This window comes from Actinomycetota bacterium (assembly GCA_040754375.1).
Taxonomy (GTDB): domain Bacteria; phylum Actinomycetota; class Acidimicrobiia; order Acidimicrobiales; family AC-14; genus JBFMCT01.
Genome location: JBFMCT010000002.1, coordinates 1 through 24,673, shown reverse-complemented (window position 1 = coordinate 24,673; position 24,673 = coordinate 1). Strand labels below are relative to the sequence as shown.

The 24,673-nt window shown below is 72.3% G+C and carries 30 protein-coding genes, 1 tRNA gene and 1 riboswitch; of the genes, 8 read left to right on the top strand and 23 right to left on the bottom strand.

Annotated elements, in window-relative coordinates; translation table 11 throughout:
* Nucleotides 1-2: 2 nt before the first annotated feature.
* Nucleotides 3-848: a PAC2 family protein gene (locus AB1673_01205; GenBank protein MEW6152594.1), complete on the top strand. Its 846-nt coding sequence runs from the start codon at nucleotides 3-5 to the stop codon at nucleotides 846-848.
* Between the two features lie 39 nt (nucleotides 849-887).
* Here AB1673_01205 and AB1673_01200 read toward each other — a convergent pair whose 3' ends face one another.
* Nucleotides 888-2,309 carry a hypothetical protein gene (locus tag AB1673_01200; protein MEW6152593.1) on the bottom strand — a complete coding sequence of 474 codons (1,422 nt, stop codon included), beginning with the start codon at nucleotides 2,307-2,309 and terminating at the stop codon, nucleotides 888-890.
* 75 nt (nucleotides 2,310-2,384) lie between these two features.
* Between AB1673_01200 and AB1673_01195 the strand changes: the two genes are divergently transcribed.
* Nucleotides 2,385-2,915, top strand: a complete 531-nt coding sequence (locus tag AB1673_01195) for a hypothetical protein (protein MEW6152592.1) — start codon at nucleotides 2,385-2,387, stop codon at nucleotides 2,913-2,915.
* Nucleotides 2,916-2,951: 36 nt separating this feature from the next.
* On the opposite strand, the gene AB1673_01190 is transcribed toward AB1673_01195, so the two are convergent.
* The 4 genes from AB1673_01190 to AB1673_01175 are packed head-to-tail and all read right to left on the bottom strand — an operon-like array spanning nucleotide 2,952 to nucleotide 4,899.
* Nucleotides 2,952-3,368 carry a nuclear transport factor 2 family protein gene (locus AB1673_01190; GenBank protein ID MEW6152591.1) on the bottom strand — a complete coding sequence of 139 codons (417 nt, stop codon included), beginning with the start codon at nucleotides 3,366-3,368 and terminating at the stop codon, nucleotides 2,952-2,954.
* 25 nt (nucleotides 3,369-3,393) lie between these two features.
* On the bottom strand, nucleotides 3,394-4,125 hold the full coding sequence (locus AB1673_01185) for an NUDIX hydrolase N-terminal domain-containing protein (GenBank protein ID MEW6152590.1): 732 nt from the start codon (nucleotides 4,123-4,125) through the stop codon (nucleotides 3,394-3,396).
* A gap of 10 nt (nucleotides 4,126-4,135) precedes the next feature.
* The gene (locus AB1673_01180) at nucleotides 4,136-4,450 is read right to left on the bottom strand and encodes a hypothetical protein (GenBank protein MEW6152589.1); all 315 of its coding nucleotides are present in this window, start codon (nucleotides 4,448-4,450) and stop codon (nucleotides 4,136-4,138) included.
* A complete protein-coding gene (locus AB1673_01175; GenBank protein ID MEW6152588.1) occupies nucleotides 4,447-4,899 on the bottom strand; it encodes a hypothetical protein in 453 nt (150 codons plus the stop codon). Before AB1673_01175 ends, AB1673_01180 begins: the two co-directional genes overlap by 4 nt.
* Before the next feature lie 68 nt (nucleotides 4,900-4,967).
* Here AB1673_01175 and AB1673_01170 point away from each other — a divergent pair, with 68 nt between their 5' ends.
* Nucleotides 4,968-5,465: a DUF427 domain-containing protein gene (locus AB1673_01170; protein ID MEW6152587.1), complete on the top strand. Its 498-nt coding sequence runs from the start codon at nucleotides 4,968-4,970 to the stop codon at nucleotides 5,463-5,465.
* A 21-nt stretch (nucleotides 5,466-5,486) separates the two neighbouring features.
* Here the strand turns inward: AB1673_01170 and AB1673_01165 are convergent, their stop codons facing one another.
* Together AB1673_01165 and larE are read right to left on the bottom strand one after the other, a co-directional pair.
* Complete coding sequence (locus tag AB1673_01165) at nucleotides 5,487-5,726, bottom strand: NIL domain-containing protein (GenBank protein MEW6152586.1); 240 nt, start codon at nucleotides 5,724-5,726, stop codon at nucleotides 5,487-5,489.
* 35 nt (nucleotides 5,727-5,761) lie between these two features.
* Complete coding sequence (larE, locus tag AB1673_01160) at nucleotides 5,762-6,592, bottom strand: ATP-dependent sacrificial sulfur transferase LarE (GenBank protein ID MEW6152585.1); 831 nt, start codon at nucleotides 6,590-6,592, stop codon at nucleotides 5,762-5,764.
* An 87-nt stretch (nucleotides 6,593-6,679) separates the two neighbouring features.
* Between larE and AB1673_01155 the strand changes: the two genes are divergently transcribed.
* Nucleotides 6,680-7,585 carry a hypothetical protein gene (locus AB1673_01155; GenBank protein MEW6152584.1) on the top strand — a complete coding sequence of 302 codons (906 nt, stop codon included), beginning with the start codon at nucleotides 6,680-6,682 and terminating at the stop codon, nucleotides 7,583-7,585.
* 13 nt (nucleotides 7,586-7,598) lie between these two features.
* Here the strand turns inward: AB1673_01155 and AB1673_01150 are convergent, their stop codons facing one another.
* The 6 genes from AB1673_01150 to AB1673_01125 all read right to left on the bottom strand — a co-directional run bounded on the left by AB1673_01150 (nucleotide 7,599) and on the right by AB1673_01125 (nucleotide 13,370).
* Nucleotides 7,599-8,297, bottom strand: coding sequence for a chlorite dismutase family protein (locus tag AB1673_01150; GenBank protein MEW6152583.1), 699 nt, complete (start codon nucleotides 8,295-8,297; stop codon nucleotides 7,599-7,601).
* Nucleotides 8,298-8,313: 16 nt separating this feature from the next.
* The gene (locus AB1673_01145; GenBank protein MEW6152582.1) at nucleotides 8,314-8,754 is read right to left on the bottom strand and encodes a hypothetical protein; all 441 of its coding nucleotides are present in this window, start codon (nucleotides 8,752-8,754) and stop codon (nucleotides 8,314-8,316) included.
* Between the two features lie 186 nt (nucleotides 8,755-8,940).
* A complete protein-coding gene (groL, locus tag AB1673_01140) occupies nucleotides 8,941-10,566 on the bottom strand; it encodes a chaperonin GroEL (GenBank protein ID MEW6152581.1) in 1,626 nt (541 codons plus the stop codon).
* Between the two features lie 251 nt (nucleotides 10,567-10,817).
* Nucleotides 10,818-11,843, bottom strand: coding sequence for an FAD-binding oxidoreductase (locus tag AB1673_01135; protein MEW6152580.1), 1,026 nt, complete (start codon nucleotides 11,841-11,843; stop codon nucleotides 10,818-10,820).
* Nucleotides 11,844-11,847: 4 nt separating this feature from the next.
* On the bottom strand, nucleotides 11,848-12,123 hold the full coding sequence (locus AB1673_01130) for a ubiquitin-like small modifier protein 1 (protein ID MEW6152579.1): 276 nt from the start codon (nucleotides 12,121-12,123) through the stop codon (nucleotides 11,848-11,850).
* On the bottom strand, nucleotides 12,120-13,370 hold the full coding sequence (locus AB1673_01125) for a threonine synthase (protein MEW6152578.1): 1,251 nt from the start codon (nucleotides 13,368-13,370) through the stop codon (nucleotides 12,120-12,122). The genes AB1673_01130 and AB1673_01125 overlap by 4 nt, the downstream gene beginning before the upstream one ends.
* A gap of 7 nt (nucleotides 13,371-13,377) precedes the next feature.
* Nucleotides 13,378-13,464: riboswitch (SAM riboswitch) on the bottom strand.
* Between the two features lie 51 nt (nucleotides 13,465-13,515).
* Here AB1673_01125 and AB1673_01120 point away from each other — a divergent pair.
* The 3 genes from AB1673_01120 to AB1673_01110 all read left to right on the top strand — a co-directional run bounded on the left by AB1673_01120 (nucleotide 13,516) and on the right by AB1673_01110 (nucleotide 16,555).
* Nucleotides 13,516-14,325, top strand: coding sequence for a glucosyl-3-phosphoglycerate synthase (locus tag AB1673_01120; protein MEW6152577.1), 810 nt, complete (start codon nucleotides 13,516-13,518; stop codon nucleotides 14,323-14,325).
* Nucleotides 14,322-15,038, top strand: coding sequence for an HAD family phosphatase (locus AB1673_01115; protein MEW6152576.1), 717 nt, complete (start codon nucleotides 14,322-14,324; stop codon nucleotides 15,036-15,038). Before AB1673_01120 ends, AB1673_01115 begins: the two co-directional genes overlap by 4 nt.
* Before the next feature lie 98 nt (nucleotides 15,039-15,136).
* Nucleotides 15,137-16,555 (top strand): trehalose-6-phosphate synthase, encoded by a 1,419-nt coding sequence (locus AB1673_01110; GenBank protein MEW6152575.1) that lies wholly within the window; start codon nucleotides 15,137-15,139, stop codon nucleotides 16,553-16,555.
* A gap of 2 nt (nucleotides 16,556-16,557) precedes the next feature.
* Here AB1673_01110 and otsB read toward each other — a convergent pair whose 3' ends face one another.
* From otsB to AB1673_01095, 3 genes are all read right to left on the bottom strand, one after another.
* A complete protein-coding gene (gene otsB / locus AB1673_01105; protein MEW6152574.1) occupies nucleotides 16,558-17,334 on the bottom strand; it encodes a trehalose-phosphatase in 777 nt (258 codons plus the stop codon).
* Nucleotides 17,334-17,855, bottom strand: a complete 522-nt coding sequence (locus AB1673_01100) for a LytR C-terminal domain-containing protein (GenBank protein ID MEW6152573.1) — start codon at nucleotides 17,853-17,855, stop codon at nucleotides 17,334-17,336. Before AB1673_01100 ends, otsB begins: the two co-directional genes overlap by 1 nt.
* A gap of 65 nt (nucleotides 17,856-17,920) precedes the next feature.
* Nucleotides 17,921-18,181 (bottom strand): DUF3263 domain-containing protein, encoded by a 261-nt coding sequence (locus AB1673_01095; GenBank protein ID MEW6152572.1) that lies wholly within the window; start codon nucleotides 18,179-18,181, stop codon nucleotides 17,921-17,923.
* Between the two features lie 82 nt (nucleotides 18,182-18,263).
* Between AB1673_01095 and AB1673_01090 the strand changes: the two genes are divergently transcribed.
* Nucleotides 18,264-18,337: transfer RNA gene (locus tag AB1673_01090), tRNA-Thr, on the top strand.
* 26 nt (nucleotides 18,338-18,363) lie between these two features.
* Here AB1673_01090 and sigH read toward each other — a convergent pair.
* The 7 genes from sigH to radA form a co-directional block, all read right to left on the bottom strand.
* Nucleotides 18,364-19,029, bottom strand: coding sequence for an RNA polymerase sporulation sigma factor SigH (sigH, locus tag AB1673_01085; protein MEW6152571.1), 666 nt, complete (start codon nucleotides 19,027-19,029; stop codon nucleotides 18,364-18,366).
* A 135-nt stretch (nucleotides 19,030-19,164) separates the two neighbouring features.
* Nucleotides 19,165-20,181 (bottom strand): 23S rRNA (guanosine(2251)-2'-O)-methyltransferase RlmB, encoded by a 1,017-nt coding sequence (gene rlmB / locus AB1673_01080; GenBank protein MEW6152570.1) that lies wholly within the window; start codon nucleotides 20,179-20,181, stop codon nucleotides 19,165-19,167.
* Nucleotides 20,174-20,680 (bottom strand): 2-C-methyl-D-erythritol 2,4-cyclodiphosphate synthase, encoded by a 507-nt coding sequence (ispF, locus tag AB1673_01075; protein MEW6152569.1) that lies wholly within the window; start codon nucleotides 20,678-20,680, stop codon nucleotides 20,174-20,176. The genes rlmB and ispF overlap by 8 nt, the downstream gene beginning before the upstream one ends.
* Nucleotides 20,677-21,279 carry a 2-C-methyl-D-erythritol 4-phosphate cytidylyltransferase gene (locus tag AB1673_01070; protein ID MEW6152568.1) on the bottom strand — a complete coding sequence of 201 codons (603 nt, stop codon included), beginning with the start codon at nucleotides 21,277-21,279 and terminating at the stop codon, nucleotides 20,677-20,679. The genes ispF and AB1673_01070 overlap by 4 nt, the downstream gene beginning before the upstream one ends.
* A 14-nt stretch (nucleotides 21,280-21,293) precedes the next feature.
* Nucleotides 21,294-21,773: a CarD family transcriptional regulator gene (locus tag AB1673_01065; protein ID MEW6152567.1), complete on the bottom strand. Its 480-nt coding sequence runs from the start codon at nucleotides 21,771-21,773 to the stop codon at nucleotides 21,294-21,296.
* A gap of 87 nt (nucleotides 21,774-21,860) precedes the next feature.
* Complete coding sequence (gene disA, locus AB1673_01060) at nucleotides 21,861-22,934, bottom strand: DNA integrity scanning diadenylate cyclase DisA (protein MEW6152566.1); 1,074 nt, start codon at nucleotides 22,932-22,934, stop codon at nucleotides 21,861-21,863.
* 9 nt (nucleotides 22,935-22,943) lie between these two features.
* Nucleotides 22,944-24,515, bottom strand: coding sequence for a DNA repair protein RadA (radA, locus tag AB1673_01055; GenBank protein ID MEW6152565.1), 1,572 nt, complete (start codon nucleotides 24,513-24,515; stop codon nucleotides 22,944-22,946).
* Nucleotides 24,516-24,673: the final 158 nt, after the last annotated feature.

The following is a 24,673-nucleotide window of genomic DNA, read 5'->3' as shown; positions in this document are numbered from 1 at the left end:
GGGTGGACTACGTGCGATGGGACGACCGTCCGGCGCTGCGGCGGCCGGTGCTGATCGCCGCCTTCGAGGGCTGGAACGACGCCGGCGACGCGGCCACCACCGCCGTGCGCTACCTGCGCGACCGGTGGGGGGCCCACGCGTTCGCGTCCGTCGACCCCGAGGAGTTCTACGACTTCAGCGCCACCCGGCCCCACGTCAAGCTCAACGCCGGCCTCACCCGCGAGATCGTATGGCCGTCCAACCAGCTGGCCTGGGCCTCGTTGCGCCCCGAGGGGCGCGACGTCGTGACCTTGCTGGGCACCGAGCCCCAGCTCAAGTGGCGGACGTTCTGCGAGCAGTTGGTGGGCGTGGTCACCGAGCTGGACGTCGAGATGGTCGTGGTCGTGGGTGCCCTGCTGGCCGACGTGGCCCACACCCGGCCGGTACGGGTCACGGGCTCGGCCGCCACCGAGGAACTGGCCACCCGCCTGGGCCTGCGCCGCTCCCGCTACGAAGGCCCCACCGGCATCGTGGGGGTGCTCCAGGACGCGCTGGCCCGGGCCGAGGTGCCATCGGCCTCGCTGTGGGCCGCCGTCCCCCACTACGTGGCCGGCACGCCCTCGCCCAAGGCCGCCCTGGCCCTGGTCCAGCGGGCCACCAGCCTCATCAGCGTGCCCGTGGTCACCGCCGACCTCGCCCAGTTGGCGGCCGACTACGAGCAGGAGGTCAGCGAGGTGGTGGCGTCGGACGAGGACGTGTCGGCCTACGTGGCCCGGCTGGAGGAGAACACCGACAGCGAGGGCTTGGAGCTGGCCTCGGGCGAGGAGCTGGCGGCCGAGCTCCAGCAGTTCCTGCGCGACCAGGGCTGACCCGGTGTGCAGAACGCGCTGTAGGCGGCGCGCTCGCGATCAGGGGCGGGCGCCGAAGCGCTCCAGGACCTCGGGGGCGTCGGGGAACGAGGAGTGCAGAGCGGCGATGAGGTCGGCGGGGCGGGCTATGCGGTGGGCGAACACGGCCACGTAGGTGCGTAGCGCGCAGTCGACCAGCTCGGCCGGCCCCAGGGCGTTGAGGGCCTGCACGCCCTGCACGTAGGCGCCGCGGTAGTAGGCCGACGGCGCGGCCGACCAGTAGCTCATGGGCTCGCCCATCCGGCCGGCGGCCGCGGGCGGCATGGTGGCGGCCGCGAAGTCGGCCACCGTCCCCTCGTAGCGGGCCTCGCCCCAACTGGCCAGTCCCTCGTCCAGCCAGGGGTCGCGGCCCTGGTTGTTGCCGACCAGGCCGTAGAACCACATGTGGGCCACCTCGTGACTGGTGGTCGACCCGCTGGTGCCCGGGCCCTGCATGACGTGGCTCGGGTACTCGATGCCTCCCCCCAGGTTGGGGGTGATGGCCAGGGTGAACGTGGGCCACGGGTACGGGCCGTAGAGCTCACCGAACAGCTCCAGGGCGGCCACCACCTTGGGCATGTAGTTGGCGGTCGTGTCGGCCACGCCCTCGTGGACGCCGACGGTGACCTCGACGGGCTGGGGGGCCATGGCCGTGGCCTGCGCAGTGGTGAACCGCCCGACGGAGATGGCCACGTCGCGGTGGACGGGAGCGCTCCACCGGCCCGGCCCGTCCTCCACCCCGCTGGCCAGCACTGACAGCCCCTCGGGCACGGTGACGGTCATCTCGAAGTCGGCGACCATGGCCACCGACGCCTCGGCGAACGAGCCCGTCGGAGGTTCGGTGGCCCACCCCAGCCCCGGCTCCCAAGCCAGGACCGGGTAGAACGAGCCGAGGCGCACGGCGTCGCCGTCGCGCGACAGCCGGTCGCTCGACGAACGGGGCAGGCCCAGCGTCCACGGCACGACGATGTCGACGGCCCGGCCCGCGCTGTAACGGCCACCCCGATCGACGACCAGCACGGTGGCGCCGTCGAGGGCCGAGCCCACGGGCAGGCCCCCGACCGTCACCGGCCCGGTCTCGATCGCTCCCCCCGCCTGGGTGGGGCGGGGACCGTTGGCCCACAGCCGGAAGACCAGCCGATCGGTGTCGAGGTCGGGCACGAACCTGACCTCGGTGGTGCCCGTCACCGTGTTGGCCGCCAGGTCGACGTCCACCGCCAGCCGGTAGCGGGGCCGCTGAGGATCAGGCAGGGCCCGGCGCGGGGTGGCCGGGCACGTGGGGGCGGTGGCCGGGGGCGGGACCGTCGGGGGCGGGACCGTCGTGGTGGTGGCCGAGGCCCGGCCGGGCGACGCTCCCGGGGCCGGGGCCAGGGCGGCCCCACCCCCTCCCTGGCTGCAGGCGGCCGCCAGCACGGCCATGGCCACCAGGGTGGCCACGGCCATCGGTGGGCGACGCCAAAGCACGCTCCATGGTGGCAGGCGGGCCGAGCCACCCGGTCGCGCCGCCCGTGGGGGGCCGTGCCTGGGGCCTACCTGGGAGCCGGCCACCCCGTTGGCGGGGGCATAGGGTCGGTGGCCATGGCCCAGTTGGTACCCACGTGCGTGTGGCGGGCCGGCCCCGCGTTGGTCCTCGCCCTCGACGAGCGCTTCGGGGCGCCGCACGACGCCTACGTCAACGGTTCCCAGGTGTGGCTGCGCGACGACGGCCCCGGGGCCATGGCCGTCGAGTGGCGCCTGCACCCGGTGGCCGGCTACCAGCGGCCCGCGGCGGTGGGCACCTACGAGCTGTTCGAGGTGGTGGCCGACGCCCTCTCCGCGGGCTCGGAGCCTCCCGCCCCCCTCGACCGCCTGTGGGACGGCCTAGAGGCGTTCGCGGCCTACGGCGAGGAGGTCGAACCGGCCACCCTGGCAGCCGCCTGCTCGGCTGCCCTCGGGCTCCCCCCCGACGCCTCCGGGGTCGCCGACCACCAGGGCATCGCCGACGAATGGGAGCGCTCCCACCGCCGGATGTCCATAGTGGCGGCCCTGCTCGACCAGCTCGGCCGATGACGCGTCCGGCCGGGAGCGCCTCCGGCGCGTGCGGTCCTACGCGCCCTGCATCTGGCGGGCCGAGGCCTCGCCCTCTTCGCCGACCTGCTCGACGGGGCCGCTGTAGACGCGAGCCCAGCGGATCTTGTCGTCTTCCACGCCCAGGATGAAGACGCCCGCGACCTGGGCGGCGTTGCCCGCCCCGTGCAGCTCGACCCACACGGTGTTGCCCGAACGGGCGGAGCGCAGCACCGTGAGCCGGAAGCCGGGCTCGGACTCGAAGATGGCCCGCCAGTTCTTGCGGACCTGGTCGGAACCGGAGAAGTTCCGCGACGGGAAGCACGGCTGGATGCTGTCGAAGTCGGGGTGGACGACCGAGTAGATGCCGTCGACGTCGTGACGGTTGGCCGCCTCCACGAAACGGGCGACGACCGCCATGGGGTCGACTCCCGTCCGCTTTTTCGAGAACAGCACCTGGCCTCCTTTCCGGCCCGCGACCCTAGGGCCCGTCGTCCCCGTCGCGCCACGGTGGGTGCCGGGGAGGATCGAACAGCGTCTCTGACCCCTCGCCCCGGATGGCCCGGAACGCATGGTCCGCCCACCGCTCCCCCCGACCGGCGAGCGGCTGGGGAAGACGGTCCTCGGCGAACCAGCCAGCGTCGGCACACTCCAGGGGGTGCGCCTTGACCGAGCCGCCGACTACCCGGCAGTGGAACACCAGAGAGTACAGCGGGACCTGGGCGAACCCGAGCCGCAGGCCGTCGAGCACGGCGATGAGGCGAACGGGCTCGACCTCGATCCCCGTCTCCTCCAGCACCTCCTTGACGGCTACCTCCGAGGCCGAGTAGCCGATGTCGGCCCACCCCGTGGGGTAGAGCCAGATGCCCGAGTCGGCCCGCTGGACGAGCAGGATCTCGCCCCGGTCGTTGCCCACCACCGCCCCGACGGCCACCTTGGGGGTGGCGTAGCCCGCGACCCCGTGGCCCACCTCCCGCAGCCACTGCTCCACTACTGCCTGGGGGTCACGGCCCGAAGCCACCGACGGGGCCCCACACCGGCCGGCGGCCACCCCGATGTCGGCCGCCACCTTCAGGACCTCCTCGAAGCGCTCGCGCTCGTAGAGGTTGTCGGTAAACCCCAGCCCGGTGCGGGCGATGCCGGCCAGCGCCTCGCTCCAGCGCAGCAGCTCGCGCGGGGAAACGGGCGGCGGCCCCCCGTCCTGGCTGTCCACCGCCACGCTCCTACCCGCCCAGCAGTTCGCCGATACGGGCGAAGAAGGCCGACCGGGCCATCACCTGGCCGGCCCCGGCCGCCTGGGCAGCGTCCATGGCATCTCGGTTGGTGTGGTTGGCGAAGGCGACCACCTCGGTGGTGACGCCCTCGATGGCGGCCACGGCCCCCGGGCGGGTGACGTCGACCACCACCAGGTCGGCGTCCTCGGCAGCCGCGGTGGCCGCCAGGTCAGTCGGGTCTCGGACGAAGGTGACGATGGCCCCGGCGGACATCACCTTCGAGCGGTCCATCAGGTCCGGTATGTAAGCAACTACTTTCCTCATCGGCGGCCACCTCCATGGCGCTGGATGTGAGCGTAAGCCTTGGCCGCCCCCCACAACAGGCCTGCTTCGGCCACCTCGGGCCCGAAGTCGGAGAACGTAGCGGGCGCCAGGTCGTAGTCGTCGTCAGGGTGCAGGCGGGCCTGTACGGAATCCCGCTCCACCGGTGGGACGCCCGCCACCTGCAGGACCCCTGCCGGGTAGCGGACGGCACCCCGCAGCAGGGCCAGGGGGGTCGTCCACTGCTCGTCGACGTCGGCCGCCAGCAGGCGGCGCACCTGGGCCCCGAGCTCGGCCCTGGCCCGCTGGCCGGCGTCGACGGCCGCCCGGCGGGCTTCGTCCAGGCGGGGGTCGTCGGCCGGTAGACGCCCGGCGGCCACCAATTCGGTCAGGCGGCGGTCCACTGACCTCTCCACCCAGGGGCCGAGGGCGCCCTCGACAGCGCTGGCCAACGCCCTAGCATGCGCTTCCACGATGCGCCCATGCTCCCATGACACCGAGGCCGCCGGAGCGTGAGCGCGTGAGGCCCCAGCCGGTGCCGCCCCGCCCCGGCCAGGAGTCGGTATGGGACTACCCCCGCCCGCCCCGGGCCGAGCCCGTACGCCGCCAGTGCGAGGTCATCTTCGCGGGCCGGACCATCGCCATCACGCTGGCCCCTGTCCGAGTCATCGAGACCAGCCACCCGCCTACCTACTACTTCCCACCCGAGTCGGTGATCCCCGGGGCGCTGGTCCCCAACGAGCACCGGACCTACTGCGAGTGGAAGGGCTGGGCCAGCTACTTCGACGTGGTCGGCCCCGACGGCCAGGCCGCCCCGGACGCGGCGTGGACCTACCGCGACCCCAAGCCCGGGTTCGAGGCCATCGCCGACCACATCGCTTTCTACCCCCAGCCCATGGAGGTCTGCCTGGTCGACGGGGACTTCGTGCGGCCCCAACCCGGCGGCTTCTACGGCGGCTGGGTGACGAGCGACGTGGCCGGCCCGTTCAAAGGCGTGCCCGGCTCGGAGGGCTGGTAGCCGGGGCGGCGGCCCGTGCGCTCAACCCTCGACGACGTCACCCAGGAGCTCGACGCCTACGCCCTGCTCGGCGGCCCAGGCCAAGGCGGCGTCGACCGTGGCCCGCTCACCCACGATCTCGCACACCATCCAGCCGAACGTGTCCTCGATGTTGGCCCGGCGGATGTTGGGCAACACGTCGAACAGCCGCATCATGCGCCCGACCACCGGCTCGGTGATCAGGTGCTCTGGGAAGGTCAGCCTCACTCGGGTGGCGGCCATGGCCCGAGCATGGCCCGTCGCCGGGCGGCTGTCCATCAGGGGAGCGGGGGCGAGAGGTTGCCCGACCGGAAACCCTCCAGGTCGAGCGTCACGTAGCGGTAACCGGCCGACTTGACGGCCTCGACTACCTCGGCCCGCCGCCTCACCGCCTCGGGCAGGTCGGGCGCCTCCAGCTCGACCCGGGCCACGTCGCCGTAGTGGCGGACGCGGAGCTGGCCGAACCCCAGCCGCCGCAGGGCGGCCTCGGCCCCGTCCACCTGCCGCAGCCGGCCCAGGGTGACCGGTGTGCCGTGCGGCAGGCGAGAGGCCAGGCAGGCGGCCGCCGGCTTGTCCCACGTGCGCAGGCCCAGCCGCCTCGACCAGTCCCGGACGCCCGCCTTGGTGAAGCCGGCATCGACCAGGGGGAACACCGCGCCCCGGGCGGCGGCCGCCTCCTGACCGGGTCGGTGGTCGCCGAGGTCGTCCAGGTTGACCCCGAGCACGACCACGGCCTCCTCGCGGGCTGCCAGCGGCCCGACGGCGGCCATCAGCTCGGTCTTGCAGTGGGCGCAGCGGTCGCGATCGTTGGCCACGTAGGCGGCCACGTCGAGCTCGAAGGTCTCCACCTCCGACCACCGAAGGCCCCACTCCGCGGCCAGCGCGGCGCACTCGTGGCGCTCGGCCCCGGCCAGCGACGCCGAGACGGCGGTCACGGCCATGGCCGCCGCCGGGCCGAGGGTTTCGTGGGCCACCCAGGCCAGGAAAGCCGAGTCGGCCCCCCCGCTGAAGGCCACCACGACCCTTCCTAGCCCCCTCAGACGCTCACGCAGGGCCTCGATGTCCCCTGCTGGGGCCAGGGGGGCCGTTGCCGGATCGAGGGCTGTCACGGACCTAAGGCTAGGCGGGCGGGGGTAACAAGCACACCGTCGCAGTGGTCCATAGGGTCGGGGCCGACCGAGAGCCCGGAGGATGCCGTGGAGACGACCGTGAACGTGACCGGGGGGCGCCTGGTCCTGCCACCGGAGGTGGCCCGGGCCCTCGGGACGGCCGAGGGCCAGGCCGTGCGGGTCGTCGTGGAGGGCGGTCGGGCCCTGCTGACACCGGCGGCGGGCCCCGCCCGGCCCGCCGCCGCCGGGGGCTTGGGCACAGCCGTCCCCGCCTCGGGAGGCCCAGCCGGTGCAACTGGCAGCCCGGCCGGGGGTGGCCCGGGTGGCTGGACGACGCCGGCCGGCTGGGCCCCAGCAGCCGGCTCGCCCTCGGCCGCGGCGGCCGCGGCCCCGAACCAGTTCGTCGGGGAGGAGGCCAGGCCCCCGAGGCGGGCGTTGAGAACCTTCCTTTACGTCGTGATCGCATCGTTGAGCGCGGCCGCCCTGCTGGGCGTGGCCCTGGTGGCCTTCGGCACGAGGATCAGCTCGACCCAGGCGAGAGTGCTGGGCACGGCCGTGGCCGTGGGTAGCGCCAGCCTGCTGGGTATGTGCTCGGCCGCCTGGTACGACCGGCGGGAGCGGCTGTGGCTGCCGGCCGGGGGCCTGGCCACCTCGGGCCTGGCCCTGCTGCTGACCATCGTCGCCATCTGGGGCGACCCCGGGGGCGACGGTTACTGGCGGGCCTTGGCCTGCGCGGTGATCGTGGCCGTCGCCTGGGCCCTGGCCTCGCTCCTGCTCCACTTCCACGGCCGGGCCGACGCCGTGGACACCGTCGTCCTGGTGACCATCGGGCTCATCGCGGTGTTCACGGCCATGGTCATCATCCCCCTGGCCGTGGCCTGGAGCGGCCCCCAGACGGGCTACGTGCGCGCCGCCGGGGTGGTCCTGATCCTGGCCGTGCTGGGCAGCGTCGTCACGCCCATCCTGGCCCGAGCCAGCCGCAACGGCACCTGACGCCGATAACGTCTCAGCTCTGATCGTCGGTGATGCCGACCCGGGCGAGGATGGCCTCGGGGGGGCCTATGAGGCCGATGTAGAAGGGCCCGAACTCGGCGTAGACGGCCGAGGCCTCGTCGAAGCGCATCTCGTGGACGCACGTCTTGATGGCCCCCGGCTCCTGGGCGAACAGGGTGACACCCCACTCCCAGTCGTCGAGGCCGGTCGAGCCAGTGACGAGCTGGACGACTTGGCCCCGGTACTTGCGGCCCACCCGGCCGTGGCCCTCCATCAGCCGGTAGCGCTCCTCGTAGTCGAGGGCGTACCAGTTGCCGGTGGCGTCACGGCGCTTGGACATGGGGTAGAAGCACACCACCTGGGCGTCGGGCGGCGGGAGTTGGGGGTGAAGGCGGGGCTCGAGGCGCTCGGGCGGCATGCCCCGGGCGTACTCGGACACCTCGGTCAGCGACAGGTAGGAACCCACCAGGTCGAGCCCGGCAGCCACCAGGTCGGCCTGGAGCCGCTGGATGCGCCACAGGTCCGGCCCCAGGGCCATCACGCCGAGCTGGGCCTTGTGGCCCAGCACGGCGAACGTGATGACCTGATGGTCGTCGGCCTGGGCGCCCTTGACGGCCGCCACCACCGCTTCGGGGTCGGCGTCGGAGACGGGCCCGACCTCGAAGAACAGGTGCAGGACGCCCCAGCCCTCCGACGGCGTTACAGGGCCCATGGCCCGATGTTAGGGCTCAGGCGGGCCGGCCGAAGCCGCGGGCACACTCGTTGGCCTGGTACTGGCCGGCGTAGCGCATGACCAGCTCGTTGTTGGACGCCACCGTCTCGCGTGCCCGGTCGGCGCGCGCGGTGTCGTTCACCAGCAGGGACTGGTGCACGTCCTCCAGGGCGATCCAGAGGTTGTTCGTGTTCTGCACGAACAACTCGAACGTGTTGCGGTTCTGGCTGGGGGCGTCGAGCGCCATCAACTGCTCGGTCGCCTCCCGGATGGCGTCGCGGTCGGCCTCGGGATCGTCACCGAGCACCCGCCCGACCTTGTCCTGAGCAATCTCGCATATCTCGTCAGCCGCGGCCGCGTTGGCGCCTTGCGCCCCCCCGACCCCGTCGCTACCGCACGCCGCCAGCAGCAACGCCGCCAGCAGAACGAGACCGCTCCCCCTGATGATCCGACTCACAGTCGCTCCTCCTCGTCAGCCCTCGAACTCGCGCCACCGTTCGGTGGCCGCAAGGCGGGGCCGCCTGATCGAGTACCCCCCATGCCGTAGCGGGATTCTGCCTCGGGAAACCGATCTCCTGCCACTCCACGCGAAAAGAGGGCCGGCTCAGGCCGACCCTCTCTCGCAGTGACGGGTTGAACGCTTCTAGAAGTCGTCCATGCCGGCGGCGGCCGCCGCCTGGTTGGCCTTGGACTCGTCGGGCTTCTCGACGATGACCGCCTCGGTCGTCAGGAAGAGCCCGGCGATCGAAGCCGCGTTCTGCAGGGCGGAGCGGGTGACCTTGGCGGCGTCGATGACGCCTGCCTTGAAAAGGTCCTCGTAGTCGCCGGTGGCCGCGTTGAGACCGGTCGCACCTTCCATGCCGCGAACCCGCTCGACGATGACCCCGCCCTCCATGCCGGCGTTGACCGCGATCTGCTTCAGCGGCTCCTCGAGCGCCCGGGCCACGATGCGCACCCCAGTGCCCTCGTCGCCCTCGATGGTGTTGGCCAGCTCGTAGACCGTGGGCTGGGCCCGCAGCAGGGCCACGCCGCCGCCGGGCACCACGCCTTCCTCCACGGCCGCCTTCGTGGTGGAGACGGCGTCTTCGATGCGGTGCTTCTTCTCCCGCAGCTCGACCTCGGTGGCCGCCCCGACCTTGATGACGGCCACGCCGCCTGAGAGCTTGGCCAGGCGCTCCTGGAGCTTCTCGCGGTCGTAGTCGGAGTCGGTGTTCTCCATCTCGGCCTTGATCTGGGAGATGCGCCCACGGATGTCGGCCTCGTCACCGGCACCCTCCACCATGGTGGTCTCGTCCTTGGTGACGGTCAGCTTGCGGGCCCGGCCCAGCATGTCGAGGGTGACGTTCTCCAGCTTGAGACCGACCTCCTCGCTGATGACCTGGCCGCCGGTGAGGATGGCCATGTCCTGGAGCATGGCCTTGCGGCGCTCGCCGAAGCCGGGCGCCTTGACGGCCACCGACTTGAACGTGCCCCGGATCTTGTTGACGACCAGGGTGGCCAGGGCTTCGCCGTCGATGTCCTCGGCGATGATCACCAGCTGGCGACCGGACTGCATGACCTTCTCGAGGACGGGCAGCAGGTCGCGCACGGCGGAGATCTTCGAGCTCACGAACAGGATGTAAGGGTCCTCGAGGACCGCCTCCATGCGCTCGGGGTCGGTCACGAAGTAGGGGGAGATGAAGCCCTTGTCGAAGCGCATGCCCTCGACGAGGTCCATCTCCATACCGAAGGTCTGTGACTCCTCGACGGTGATGACCCCGTCCTTGCCGACCTTGTCTATGGCCTCGGAGATCATGTCGCCGATCTCGGTGTCGGCCGCGGAGATGGCGGCCACCTGGGCGACCTGCTCCTTGGACTCCACGTCTACGGCGATGTCCTTGATGGCGGCCACGGCGCTCTCGACGGCCCGCTCGATGCCCTTCTTCAACGACATGGGGTTGGCGCCCGCGGCCACGTTGCGCAGGCCCTCGCGGACCATGGCCCAGGCCAGCACGGTGGCGGTGGTCGTGCCGTCGCCAGCCACGTCGTCGGTCTTCTTGGCCACTTCTTTGACCAGCTCGGCGCCGATGCGCTCCAGCGGGTCTTCGAGGTCGATCTCCTTGGCGATGGATACGCCGTCGTTGGTGATCGTGGGGGCCGCCCACTTCTTGTCGAGCACGACGTTGCGGCCCTTGGGCCCCAAGGTCACGCGCACGGCGTCGGCCAACTGGTTCATGCCCCGCTCCAGCGCGCGCCGGGCGGTCTCGTCGAACGCGATCATTTTCGCCATAAGGGGTTCCTCCGTGGGGGAGCGGCTCGATTGGCCCGGGTGACCGGGTGTGCCGTTAGCACTCTCGTCTGTCGAGTGCTAACGATACCGCGTCCACCCGGCCCGCGTGCAAGCGCCATCCGGGACCGGGCCGGCCCCGAAGCCCTTGCGGACCGGTTGCCGCCGGAGGTCCTCAGATGCGACTTCGGCTCCTAACTGACGGGCGGCCCCGCCTGGCCCGGGTTCCCCGCCGGCTTCGTCTACGGCTTCGCCTACGCCTCCCCCTCGCCGGCCGCCTCGCCGGCCGCCTCGCCGGTGCGGCCGAAACCGGCCGCCCGGGCGGCGTCCACGAACCCGGACACCACAGCCGGGTCGGCCACGTGGCGGGCGTTGAAGTACGGCTCCTCGTAGATGTCCTCGCGGGAGACGCCCAGCTCCGACAGGCCCACGGTCAGCTCCTCGACCATGGCCCCGTTGCCGGCCAGGAGGAACCGGCGGTCGGCCAGGGCCGGGAGCAGGGGCGGCAGGGACGAGGTGAGCCGGCCCCGCAGCCCGGCCCATCCCGGCGGGGGCTCCGAGAGCGAGACGTGGTAGCGGAAGCTCGGGTGTGCGGCCGTCAGGCGGTCGAGCTCGCCCGTCAAGCAGATGTCGTCGGGCTGGCGCAGCCCCCAATAGAGATCGATGGCCCGCCCCGGGTCAGACCGCAGGAGCACGGTCGACAGCGACAGGAAGGGGGCGATCCCGACCCCGGTGGCCACCAGGGCCACCGCTCCGTCGCCTGCGGCTTTCACCATCGAGCGCCCCGTCGGGCCTCGGAACATGATCTCGTCACCCAGGCCCAGCGAGGCCAGGTGGGCCGACATGCGCCCGCCCTTGACCACCCGCACGAGCAGGTCGAACCGGCGGTACTCGGAGGGGGCCGAAGCGATGCAGTACGTCCCCCGCCGGTAGCCCCGGTCAGGCACGTGCAGCTCGACGCGTACGAAGTTGCCGGGGACGAACTTGAACGGCCGGTCGTCGGTGACCTCGAACCCCAGCCGCAGGGTGCCCGTGCGGGTCAGCCAGTCCACCGAGGCAACCTCGGCCCGGCGGTCGCACCGGCTCTCCTCCGACCAGCGCTCCTCGAGATGACCGGCCAGGTCATCGCGGTCGACCCGCCCACGGGGCTTGCGCCCTTGGAAGTTGCCGCCCGGGGGGACTGGGATCCCCTGCTCGGAGATCGACTGGGTAGCCGACTCCGACCCGGTGATCCCGCCGAACCGGGCGTACCAAGGCGGCCGCTCGGGCCCCTCGCCCACAGCTCTAGCCCCCGGCCACCGCCGGGATGATCGACACCGTCTGGCCGTCGGCCACGGGCGTGTCGAGCCCCTTGACGAACCTGACGTCCTCGTCGGCCACGAACACGTTGACGAAGCGCCTCAGGCTGCCCGTGGTGTCGAACAGGCGCTCACGGAACCCGGGGTGAGCGGCCTCCAGCGCACCAAGGACCTCGCCCACGGTGGAACCCTCGGCCCTCACCTCGGCCTCGCCCCCCGAGAGGGACCGGAGTTGGGTCGGTATGCGGACGATGGCACTCACGGCTTCTCCTCGTACAGGTCCGGGCCCAGGGCGGCGTTGAACGCCTCCAAGGTCGGGGGGATGGTCACGGTCGGGCCGGCCTTGTGGGCCACCGACTCGATCGTCTTGAGGCCGTGGCCGGTCACGTAGGCCACGACCCGCTCTTCGCTGCGCACCACGCCCGCGGCCGCCAGTTTGGCCAGGGTGGCGATCGTCACCCCGGCGGCCGTCTCGGCGAAGATGCCCTCGGTGCGGGCCAGCAGGCGCATGCCCTCGACCAGCTCCTCGTCGGTCACGGCCGCCAGCGCACCACCGCTCTTGCGGACCACGTCGAGGGCATACCAGCCGTCAGCCGGGTTGCCGATGGCGATCGACTTGGCGATGGTGTCGGGCTTGACCGGCCTCACGTAGTCGTGGTGCTCGGTGAAGGCGGTGGCGATCGGTGCGCAGCCCGCGGCCTGAGCGCCCGACACCCGGACGTGGGGCTGCTCGTCGAGCAGGCCCACCTTCCACAGCTCGTCGAAACCCTTGGCGATCTTGGTCAGCTGGGAACCCGAGCCCACGGGGACCACTACGTGGTCAGGGGTCTGCCAGCCGAGCTGCTCGGCCGTCTCGAAGGCGAGGGTCTTCGAGCCCTCGGCGTAGTAGGTGCGCAGGTTGACGTTCACGAACGCCCACGTAGGCTGCTCGGAAGTCAGCTCGGCGCACAGCCGGTTGACGTCGTCGTAGCTGCCCTCGACGGCCACCAAGTGGGGCCCGTACACCGAGGTCATGACGATCTTGCCGGCTTCGAGGTCGGCGGGCACGAACACCACGTGGCGCATGCCGGCCCGGGCCGCGTGGGCGGCCACCGAGTTGGCCAGGTTGCCGGTCGAGGCACACGCCGCCACCTTGAACCCCAGCTCGCGCGCCCGGGCCAGGGCCACGGCCACCACCCGGTCCTTGAACGAGCCCGTGGGGTTGACGGTGTCGTTCTTGATCCACAACTCGCCCAGGCCCAGCTCGGCGGCCAGCCGGTCGGCCCGCACGAGCGGGGTGAACCCCGCCCCTAGGTCGACGGCCCCGTCGTTACGGGCCGGGAGCAGGTTGGCGTAGCGCCATACCGACAGCGGTCCGGCGGCCACCGACTCGCGGGTGGTGGCGGCCGCGATCGCGTCGTAGTCGTAGTCGACCTCGAGCGGGCCGAAGCAGAACTCGCAGACGTGGAGCGCCTCCGCCGGGTAGGCGCGGCCGCACTCCCGGCATCGCAGACCAGTCACGAACTCCACGAGGACCTCCTCATCGAACCGGGCATTGGCACCTGGCTTGTCGCTGGTTGCCGCGGCGTCGACGGGCCCGTCCCTCAGCCGCTCTGGATGATTGTCCACCATGATGGCGGGCAACTTTTCAGTCGTCAAAGCGTATTGGACGACAATGGCCGTCATGGGCCCCCTGCGCTTCGACCGGCGCGCGTTCTCTCCCGCGGCGGTGGCCGCGGCCAAGGGCGGCCGGACGGTGTCGGTCTGCCTCCCGGCCCGGGACGAGGCCGCCACCGTGGGGACCATCGCGGCCCGCATCGCCGCCCTCGACGTGGTGGACGAGGTGTTGGTGGTCGACGACGGCTCCACCGACGCCACCGGCGAGACGGCTTCGGCCGCCGGGGCCATGGTGGTCACCTCCAGGAACGGAGCGGGCCAGCAGGCGGGCAAGGGCGGGGCGCTGTGGACGGCCGTGGGAGCCGCCCGGGGCGATGTCCTGGTGTTCTGCGACGCCGACCTGGTCGACTTCGACCCGTCCTTCGTGACCGGGCTCCTGGGCCCTGTCCTGACCGACGAGCGGGTGGCTTTCGCCAAGGGGACCTACGCCCGGCCCGGCGACGGGGGCCGGGTCACCGAACTGGTCGCTCGGCCCCTGATCTCGCTGCTCTTCCCCCACCTGGCCGGCTTCGGCCAACCGCTGGGCGGCGAGCTGGCCGCTCACCGGTGGGTGCTCGAAGCCGTCCCGTTCGTGGCCGGGTACGGCGTCGACATCGCCCTGCTGGTCGACGTGGCCGCTCTCGTGGGTCTCGAGGCCATGGCCGAGGTCGACCTGGGGGAGCGCCGCCACCGCAACCGTCCGCTCTCCGAGCTGCGGCCCCAGGCCCAGGAGGTGATGGCCGCGGCCTTCTCCCGGGCGGGCGTCGGCGGGCCCGTGCCCGAGCACCCTCCCCGGGGCGCTCGGCGAGACGAGCGTGCAGGCCGGTGACGACGCTCTACGTCGACATCGACGGCACGCTGGTCGGCCCCGGGGGGGACCTGTTCTGGGGGGGCTCGACGAGGGTGGCCGAGGCCCTGGTCAAGGCCCGGCAGGCCGGTCTGGACGTGGTACCCGTGTCGGGCCGGGGGCGGGTGCAGGTGTTCGAGCTCTGCCGGTTGCTGGGCCTGGGCCGGGGCCTGGCCGAGCTGGGGTGCGTCCACGTCGAGGGCCGGGAGGTGCGCTACGAGCTCGGGACGTTCCCGTTCGTGGGCCAGACGCCCGTGCAGGCCATGCACCAGCGGGGAGCCATTGCGGCCGTCGCCGGACTGGGCCTCGTCCCCTTCGACCCGTGGAACGAGGGGCGCGAGGCCACCTTCCTGCTGCGCGGCCCGGTCACCGCCGCGCAAGCCACCGCCCACCTCGCCTCGCTGGGCTTCGACTGGTGCGAGGTGATCGACAACGGCCACGCTCACCACCTGGCGCCCACCGGGACGGGCAAGGCGGCCGCCGTGCGGGCCGACATGGCCCGCCATGGCCTGGCCCCGCCGGCTACGGCGTACGTGGGCGACTCGGCCAGTGACCTGGCCTGCGCGGCCGAAGTCGGCCAACTGTGGCTCGTGGCCAACGCCGACCCGGCCCTGGCCTGGCCCAACCGCACCACGGGCCCCTACGGCGAAGGCGTGGCCGAGGTCGTCGACCGGCTTCTGGCCGCCGCCAGGTAAGAGGCCCCGCGAAACCTGCGCGGGAACCGTGGGCGAAACGCCCACGGTTCCCGCGCAGGTTTGCCGGGGTCGGGCCGCCGGGCAGTTAGGGTTCTGGCATCGTCGCCGAGCCAGAACACCTCGTCGTCGTCTCCAACCGGGGCCCGCTGTCGTTCTCACGGAGTGACGACGGGCAGCTCGTCGCCCGCCGCGGGGCGGGAGGCCTCGTGTCCAGCCTCGGCCCTCTCGTACGCGACACGGGGGCCATGTGGCTGGCCGCGGCCATAAGCGACGCCGACCGGGAGGCGGCCGCCCAGGGCCCGATCGAAGCCGAGGGCTTCCGGATCAGGTCCCTGGCCGTCGACGCCCGCGACTACCGCATGTTCTACGACGTGGTGGCCAACTCCACCTTGTGGTTCCTCCACCACGAGCTGTTCGACCTGTCGCGCCGGCCCCGCCTCGACCGGCGCTGGCACAGTTCGTGGGACGCCTACCGGCGGGTCAACCGCACGTTCGCCCAGGCCGTGATCGACCATGCCCCCGAGGGCGCCACCGTGCTCGTGCAGGACTACCACCTGGCATTGGTAGGCACGTGGCTGGCTCAGGAACGGCGCGACCTGCGGGCCGTCCACTTCACCCACATCCCCTTCTGCGACCCGGCGTCGCTGCGCATGCTGCCCACGACGGTGGCCGAGGAACTGCTCGTGGGCATGAGCAGCCACCAGTCGTGCGGCTTCCACGCCCGGCGATGGGCGGCCAACTTCGCGGAGTGCTGCCAGCAGGTCCTGGGCTTCGAGCCCGCGACGTTCGTGGCCCCCTTGTCCCCCGACCACGAGGACATCGCCTCGACAGCCCGGTCGCCCCAGTGTGCGGCCGCCCTCGAGGAGCTCGACGAGAGGGTCGGCGACCGCAAGCTGGTGCTCCGGGTCGACCGCATCGAGCTGTCGAAGAACCTCCTGCGCGGTTTCTGGGCGTTCGACGAGCTCCTGGGGGCGCACCCGCAGTGGCGGGGCCGGGTGGTCTTCGCCGCACTGGTGTACCCCTCACGGGAATCGCTGCCCGAGTACCTGGCCTACCGCCAAGAGGTCGAGTCGGTGGCCCACCTGCTCAACGACCGGTGGGGTACCCCCGACTGGACGCCTGTCCTGCTCGACACCTCGGACAACTTCCCGGCGTCGGTGGCCGCCCTGCGCCGCTACGACGTGCTGCTGGTGAACCCCGTTCGCGACGGCCTCAACCTGGTGGCCAAGGAGGGCGCGCTGCTCAACGAGCGCGACGGTGTGCTCGTGCTCAGCCGGGAGGCGGGCGTGTGGGAGGAGTTGGGCCCGGCGGCCCTCGGGGTCAACCCCTTCGACGTCACCGCCACGGCCGACGCCATGGCTGCGGCCCTGGCCATGGAGCCCGGCGAGCGGGCCAGCCGGGGGGCCTCGGCCCGAAAGCTGGTGGCCCGGCGCAGCCCTCGTCACTGGCTGGACGACCAGCTAGCGGCGGCGACGCGCGACCCCGGGCCGGCCAACCCCTTGGTCGGCGCGCCCTAGGCCTACCCGGCCACCAGGTCCCGCAGGAAGGCGAGCACGCCCGCAGGGCCGTCGACCACCACGTCGGCCCCGGCCAGCAGGGGGGCGGGCGCCTCGGGGCTGTCCACCCCCACCTTGACGGCGGTGAACTCGGCCTGCTCGGCCAGCCGGTCGAGGGCCTCGAAGGCCTCCAGGTCACCCCAGTCGTCGCCTGCGAAGCAGGCGGCCGCCAACCCGGCGGCCAGAGTGGTCACGGTCGTCCCCTTGCCGTGAGGGACAGGTGGGCGCAGCTCCACCGACCTGCGGGCGGGGTGGACCTCCAGCCCCGTGCTCTCGGCCGCGGCCGCGGCCCACGCCGAGACGGCTCGCTCCTGGTCGGGCCGGCGCCGGTAGTGGAGGGTGAGCGAGAGGCCCTTGTCCTCGACCTCGGCACCCGCCAGCTGGCGGCGGGCGGCGGCCGCTGTCGAGGTCACCACCGGACGCCACGGCTCGGCACCAGGTGCGGCCACCACCCGGCCCTCCTCGACCGTCTCCAGCCCGTGGAGGCCCCACAGCTCCACCCCTTCCACCGCGAAGTGGGCCAGTAGGAAGCCCGCGGGCCGGCCCGACACGACCGCCACCCGGCCGAAGCGCAGGGCCAGGGCCCCGAACACCTCGCCCGCCCCGGTGATGGCCCTGGCCGTCGTGGGGTCCTCGACGATGGGGGCCAGGGTGCCGTCGAAGTCGCAGAAGACCCCGGCCCGCAAGGGGTCGCCAGTCAGGGGGGCCGTGATCGACCCCCCACGAGGAGCCACCGCCACTAGCGAACGGTCGTCGAGGTGCTCGAGCTCGTGGGGGCCGAGGTGGCATCGGGCAGGCGCAGGTCGGCCCCGATCACCACGATGATGTCGGCGTCGCGGGTCTCGGGGACAGGAGGGGTGTCCTCCATGACCCGCAGCGAGCTGTTGGGTAGGACCAGGAACTGGGCGAGCGCCCGGGCTTCGGCCTCGAAATCGGCTTTGTACTGCACCTGGGACGCCTCCACCACCCGGGTGGCGTCGAGCGGGGCCAGGGCGTTGTAGCCCTGCTGGCCCAGGATGTCGGTCGTGCGCCCGGCCAGGCCCGAGGTGGTGGTGCCGTTGGCCGCCAGCACCCTGACATCAGCGGGGGGCCGCACCGGGCGGGTGGTCGGCGTGGGCCCGACGGGGTCGGCAGGCTCTTCCTCGATGGTGGTGGACGTCGTCTGGCCCGTGCGCACCTGCTCGGCGAACGGCGGGTTGCCGCTGTCGAAGTTCTGGAGCAGGACGATCCCCAGCAGCAGGGCGATACCGAGGAGGAACACGCCGCGGCCACCCGCACCGGTTGCTGCCGCGCCCCCTGGTCGCTCGGCGCCCACCCGCCCTGACCTCAGCGTCCCGGCGGGTACATCGCCGGGCGGCCCACGACGCGTGCCCGCCGGCGCTCGGCCTGCACCCGGCGGAGCCGCCGGACCAGCAGGGGGTCGTAGGAATAAGCGTCAGGCGATGTCATGAGGGAGTTGAGGACCTTGTAGTAGCGGGTCGGCGAGAGCCCGAGATCGGCACGGATGGCCGCCGTCTTGGAGCCCGGTGCCATCCACCACGATCGCTCGAAATCGAGGATGGCGCGCTCACAATCGCTGAGTCCCATTAGGGGCAGGTTGCTCCCCCTGAGCTCTGAGTTCAAGCATCCCCCGGCTAGCCTGTCACACAGCACGGGCCGTCGCCCGCTCGCCGGTGTGGCGCAGTCTGGTAGCGCAGGCGACTTGTAATCGTCAGGTCGTCGGTTCGAATCCGACCACCGGCTCGCCGCTGGGCCCGGGAACTTCCTGGTCAGGCCACCGCCACGACTTCGAGCTGGTCGGAGTCGCGAGAGCTGAGATGGGCCTCCAACTTGCGCTTGATGCGCTGGAGGGCGTTGTCGATCGACTTCACATGCCGGCCCAGCAGAACGCCGATCTCCTGGTAAGAACGTCCTTCGAGGTAGAGCCGTAGCACGTCCACCTCGAGGTTCGACAGCATGGCCGCCATCATCGCCTCCATAGCCGCCATGCCTTCGCCCGAGACCACTTCGTCGGCCGGGTCGGGCACGTGGTGGTCGTCGAGCAGCTCCTCCACCCACCACTCGGCCGGGTCGTCGATGACCCGCAGGCCCGACAGCGACACGTAACGGTTGAGCGGCTGGTGCTTCTGGCGGGTGGCCGTCTTGATGGCCGTGATGATCTGGCGGGTGATGCACAGCTCGGCGAAGGCCCGGAACGACGCCTGGCGGTCGGGCCGGAAGTCACGGACGGCCTTGAAGAGCCCGATCATGCCTTCCTGCTCGATGTCGTCGAAGTCGGCCCCCACGAGGAAGTAGCAGCGGGCCTTGGCCCGGGCGAACCGGCGGTAGCGCTCCAAGAGCTGGTTGAGGGCCTGGACCTCGCCTTGGTGGAACAGCTCGACCAGCTCGTCGTCGGAGACGGCGTACCGAGGGTGCTCCAGGTGGGTTTCCGGCATTCAGGGTGCTCCTCGATGGTGCGGCGGAGGCTGCGGCGGGTCGGTATGTGATTTCTGCCTAGAGGCGACCTGACTGTTCTACATACCGTCACTCCGCGTGTCAATGGCCGCGCCGTCGGTTCGCGCAGAAATCGGTCAGGAACGGGCCGGGCCCCGCTGGCGGGCGAGCTCGAACAGGCTCACGGCGCCCGCCGCGGCGACGTTGAGCGAGGCCAGCCGGCCCCGGAGCGGGATCGACACGAGCACGTCGCACCGCTGGCGGACGAGCCGGGACAACCCCGGGCCCTCGGCCCCCAGCACGGCCATGACCGGACCGTCGCCCAAGCTGGTCGAGAAGAGGTCCTCGCCTCCGTCGGCCACCAGACCGACCGTCCACAGCCCGAGCTCCCGGGCGCGGGCCACGGCCGCGGGGATGCCGCCCACCACGGCCATAGGCAGGTGCTCCACGGCGCCGGCGGCTGCCTTGGTTACGGCCGGGGTCACGTGGACGGCCCGGTGGCGGCCCAGGACCACCCCGGTGACACCTGCGGCTTCGGCCGTACGCAGCAGGGCCCCCAGGTTCTGGGGGTCGGTGACCCCGTCGAGGGCGAGCAGGAAGGGGGGCTCACCGCCAGGGCCCGAGCGGCACAGGTCCTCGAAGTCGACCTCGGCCAGGGGCTCGGCCCGGGCCAGCACCCCCTGGGGGGCCTCGGTACGGGCGGCGGCGTCAATGCGTCCCCGGGGCACCCACCGCACGGCCGTTCGCTTCTGCTCGGCCAGCCCCACGATCTCGTCGATCACCGGCGCGGGACTGAGGTCCTCGGCCAGCCATACCTCGCGCACCCGCCGCCGACCAGCGGCCAGCAGCTCGGCCACCGCCTGGCGGCCCTCGACCTGCTCGCCGCCCAGGCCCTTCTCCTCGGACCGGGACCGGGCCCGGCCCGTGGGCGGTCCCCCTCTGGTCCCGCGGCCCGAACCGAAGCGTCGACCCCCGCTCCCCTCGCTCTCCCCGGCCCGCCCTCCCCGGGCGCCCCGGTTGCTGCCACCACGGGTCGACGGGGGCGCGGGAGGCCTGGCCCGGCCCGTTCCCCGGCCCCCGGCCGGCGGGCGGCCCTGGCCGCCCTGGCGGTCCTGGCTGCCTTTCCGGCGGGGTGGGCGGCCGCCGTCAGCCACTCTCGCCGGCTTCGCCGTCTCGCTGCTCCAGCAGGGCGACGGCCCAGCAGGCGATGCCCTCAGCCCGGCCCAGCGCACCCAGGCCCTCGGCCCGCTTTCCCCCGACGGTGACCGGGGCGCCGACGGCGGCCGAGAGCCGCTCCTCCATCTCCTCACGGCGCGGGGCCAGCCGGGGGTTCTCGAGCACGACCTTGCAGTCGACGTTGACCGGTTCCCAGCCGGCCTGGCCGACGAGGACCACCGCTCTTCCGAGCAAGCCCATGCTGTCGGCCCCCGCCCATTCGGGGTCGGTGTCGGGGAAGTGCCGGCCCAGGTCGCCCAGCCCGGCCGCCCCCAGCAGGGCGTCGGCCACCGCGTGAGCCACGACGTCGGCGTCGCTGTGGCCCGAGAGGGGCCGGCCCTCGGGGAACTCCACGCCCCCGAGCACGAGCATCCGCCCGGCCCCGGCGAGCGCGAAGGGATGGACGTCGAAGCCCATGCCGACCCGGTGGCGGCTCACGGCCGTCCTGGCCCCAGGTCGGACGCGTTGGTGACCTTTCGGTTGCCCGCCTCGCCGGGGACGATCACCACCACCCCGCCGTCCGCCTCGACCAGGGCGGCGTCGTCGGTGGCGTCGGCCCCCTGGGCGTGGGCCCGGCGCAGGGCGGCCGCCCGGAAGGCCTGGGGGGTCTGCACGGCCACGAGCTCGGACCGTTCCAAGGTGGAGGTGACCAGGCTGCCGCTGACCCGCTTGACCGTGTCGGTAACCGGCACCCCCGGCACGGCCCCGTCGGCACCCGCCAAGGCGGCGACCACGGCCCTGAACAGTTCGGGTGTAGCCCAGGGACGGGCGGCGTCGTGGACCACCACGACCTCGGCTTCGGCGGGCACCACGGCCAGTCCGGCCCGCACCGACTCCGAGCGCGTCGCACCCCCGGCCACGACGGCGTCGACCGAGGGCTCGGCCTCGGTCGACCTGTCGGCCGGTACGACCAGCACCACGCCGTGGGCCACCGCTCGCGCCGCGGCCACCGACCAGTCGACCACGCGCCGGCCGTCGAGCAGCTCGTACTGCTTGCGGGCGCCGAACCGGCTACCGGAGCCGGCCGCGACCACCACCGCCCAGACGGGTCCTACGGCAGTGCCTCGTCGAGCTTCTTCTCGGCCTCGGCCTCGTCGACCGAGAGGGCGAAGGTCAGCTCGGACACCAGTATCTGGCGGGCCTTGGTCAGCATGCGCTTCTCGCCCGCGGAAAGGCCCTTGTCCTTCTCGCGGATGGACAGGTTCCGCACGACCTCGGCCACCTGGTAGATGTCACCCGACTTCAGCTTCTCGACGTGGTTCTTGAAGCGACGGGACCAGTTCGTCGGCATCCGGGCCTCCTTCTTGCGGAGGACGGCGAACACCTCCTCGACCTCCTCGTCGTTGATGACCTCCCGCAGGCCTATGGCCTCGGTGTTGTCGGCCGGGACGCTGAGGGTCAGGTCGCCGTACGCGAGCTTGAGGACGAGGTACTCGCGGTCTGCGCCGAACCAGTCCTTCGTCTCCCTCTTTTCGATGACAGCTGCGCCGTGGTGCGGGTAGACGACCTTGTCACCGACATCGAAGGACATGGATCTCCCAGGAACGAGACAACAACGGGACAACAACCAGAGTGCCAGGAATGCCGACCAACGACAACTTGCCGGCGCGGCCGGCGATCAGCCGTAGCGGTCGAGGATGCTGCTCTCGGCCAGCCGGGACAGCCCTTCCTTGATGGCCCGCGCCCGCGTCTCACCGATCCCCTCGACCTCGTCGAGGTCGTCGACCGTGGCCCGCAGGATCTTCTGGAGCGAACCGAAGTGCTCCACAACCCGCTCGATCACCACGTCGGGCAGGCGGGGGATCCGCGACAGGATGCGGTAGCCGCGTGGCTGGAGGCTGATCTCCACGTCGGAAGCCTCGACCGGGAGACGGAGGACGGCCGTCACCAACTTGAGGTCGAGCAGGTCTTCGGTGCTCATCTCCGCCAGCGCAGCCATGGCCTGGCTCAGCTGCCAGTCGTCGGCCACCTGGAAGTAGTCCTTGATCACCAGGCGGCGGTCGTCTTCGACGCCACCCATGAGCTCGACGAGCTGGAGGCGTACGAGGCGGCCATCGGTGCCCAGCTCGATGATGTAGTCGCGGATCTCCTCGGCGATCCGTCGGACCATCTCGGCCCGCTGGAGGGCGACGACCACCTCGCGCACGGTCACCAGGTCTTCCACCTCGAGGGCTGACAGCTCGCCTGACACCGTGTCGAGCCGGTTCTTGTAGCGCTCCAGGGTCTGGAGGGCCTGGTTGGCCCGGTTGAGCAGCCGGGCCGAGGGCTCCAGCGGGTGCTTGACGTCGCCGTGGTAGACGGCGATGACGGCCATGTCCTCGGAGACCGACACCACCGGCACACCGATCGAACGGGCCACCCGCTCAGCCGTACGGTGGCGGGTGCCCGTCTCGGACGTGGGCACGTTGGGGTTGGGCACGAGGTGGACGTTGGCCCGGGCGATACGGCTGGCATCCGCGGCCAAGATGATGGCGCCGTCCATCTTGGCCAGTTCGGACAGGCGGGGGGGCGTGAACTCGGCGTCGAGCAAGAAACCGCCCGAGCAGATGGCCAGCACCTCGGGGCCGTCGCCTATGACGACGAGCGCGCCACGGTTGCCCTGGAGGATGCGGTCGAGCCCTTCCCGGAGCGCAGTACCGGGCGCCACCGCCGCCAGAGCGTCGGTGAACGCCAGATGCCGCCTGGAAGGCACGCTGGAATGCTAGCGCCTCTGCCGCCCCCATTGCACCGGGGTTGGCGTCCCTCGACCGCTCGAACTCCGGCCCGCCCCCGCGACTTGGAGGCCGACCTGGCGGGCGTCGAGGCCGGCCAGGCCGAGGGCGTCGCTCAAGGTCGACGCCCTCATGGCGACCATGCCCGGGGGCGGCTCGGGCGCCGACGCGGGCACCAGGGCGGACCGGAACCCGAGGCGGGCGGCCTCGGCCATCCGCCGGCCCAGATGGGGTACCTGGCGCAGCTCGCCCCCCAGGCCCACCTCGCCGCAAGCCACCAGGTCGGGGGGCAACGGCCGGTTGCAGGCCGACGAAGCCACGGCCAGCGCCAGCGGCAGGTCGGCCCCGGGGTCGGTCACGCGTGCCCCGCCGGCGGCCATGGCGTAGACGTCGCACCCCGGCGTGCGCACGCCCGAGCGCCGGTCGAGCACGGCCAGCAGCAGGGCCAACCGGCCGCCGTCGACGCCCTGGGCCGACCGCCTAGGAGGTGCACCCTGGGGGGCGGGCACCACCAGGGCCTGGAGCTCGACCATCAGCGGGCGGTTGCCGTCGATCGCGGGGACGACCACCGACCCGGCCACCCCTGGGAGCCGGTCGGCCAGGAACAGGTGGCCGGCGTCGTCGACCCCTTCGAGGCCGCCCTCACCCATCTCGAACAGGCCCACCTCGCTGGTGGGGCCGAAGCGGTGCTTTACGGCCCGCAGCAGGCGCAGGGCGTGGTGGCGGTCGCCGGAGAACGACAGCACCGTGTCGACCATGTGCTCGAGCACCCGGGGACCGGCCAGGCTGCCGTCCTTGGTGACGTGGCCGACCAGGACGGTCGAGATCGTGCGCTCTTTGGCCAGGCGCACGAGCTGGTGGGCACAGTGGCGGACCTGGCTCACCGACCCGGCGGCCCCGCTCACCCCACCGTCGGAGAGGGCCTGCACCGAGTCGATCACCAAGAAGCGGGGCTCGACCTGGCTGACCCGCTCCAGCACCGTGGCCAGGTCGGCTTCGGCCACCACCCACAAGTCGGGCGAGACCGTCTCCAAGAGGCTGGTGTCTTTCGTGTTCGGCGCGACGCGCAGAGGCGCCCGACCTGCCTCTGACCAGCGCCTTTCAGCTGAGCCGCGAACAGGGCTGTCGGCCGCCTGAGGAGGGTTCAGGCACCAGCCCTTTAGCCGCTCGGCCCGCAGGCGCACCTGCTGGGGCGACTCCTCGGCGGCCACCAGCAGGCACCGCCGGTCGCGGGCCAAGCCGGCCAGCACCTGCAGGAGAAGGGTCGACTTGCCGATCCCGGGCTCGCCGCCCAGCAGGGTCACCGACCCGGGGACGAGCCCGCCGCCCAGCACCCGGTCGACCTCGGCCACGCCCGTCGGAGCGGGCGCCCACAACCCGGCGCTCACCTGGCCGATGGGCTCGGGCTCATGCACGGTCGCCACCCACGCCCGGCCCTCGGCGATCGGCGGAGCCTCCTCGCCCAGGGTGCCCCACTCCCCACACCCGGCACAGCGCCCCACCCACCGGGGCGACGGCACGCCGCACCCCGAGCACCTGTACGTGGCGTTGGCCCGGCTCATGGCGGCCACCGTACCGAGGGGGGTATGACATTTAGGGTTCCTCGGTAGGTCCACCACCCCGGTGGCGGGCCTCCGTAGGGTTCGCCGGGTCGGTTCTTCCGGTTCGGCTCGGTGTATGACCGGAGCGGCTGCAAGGTCGACTCCTCAAAGCTGATCGT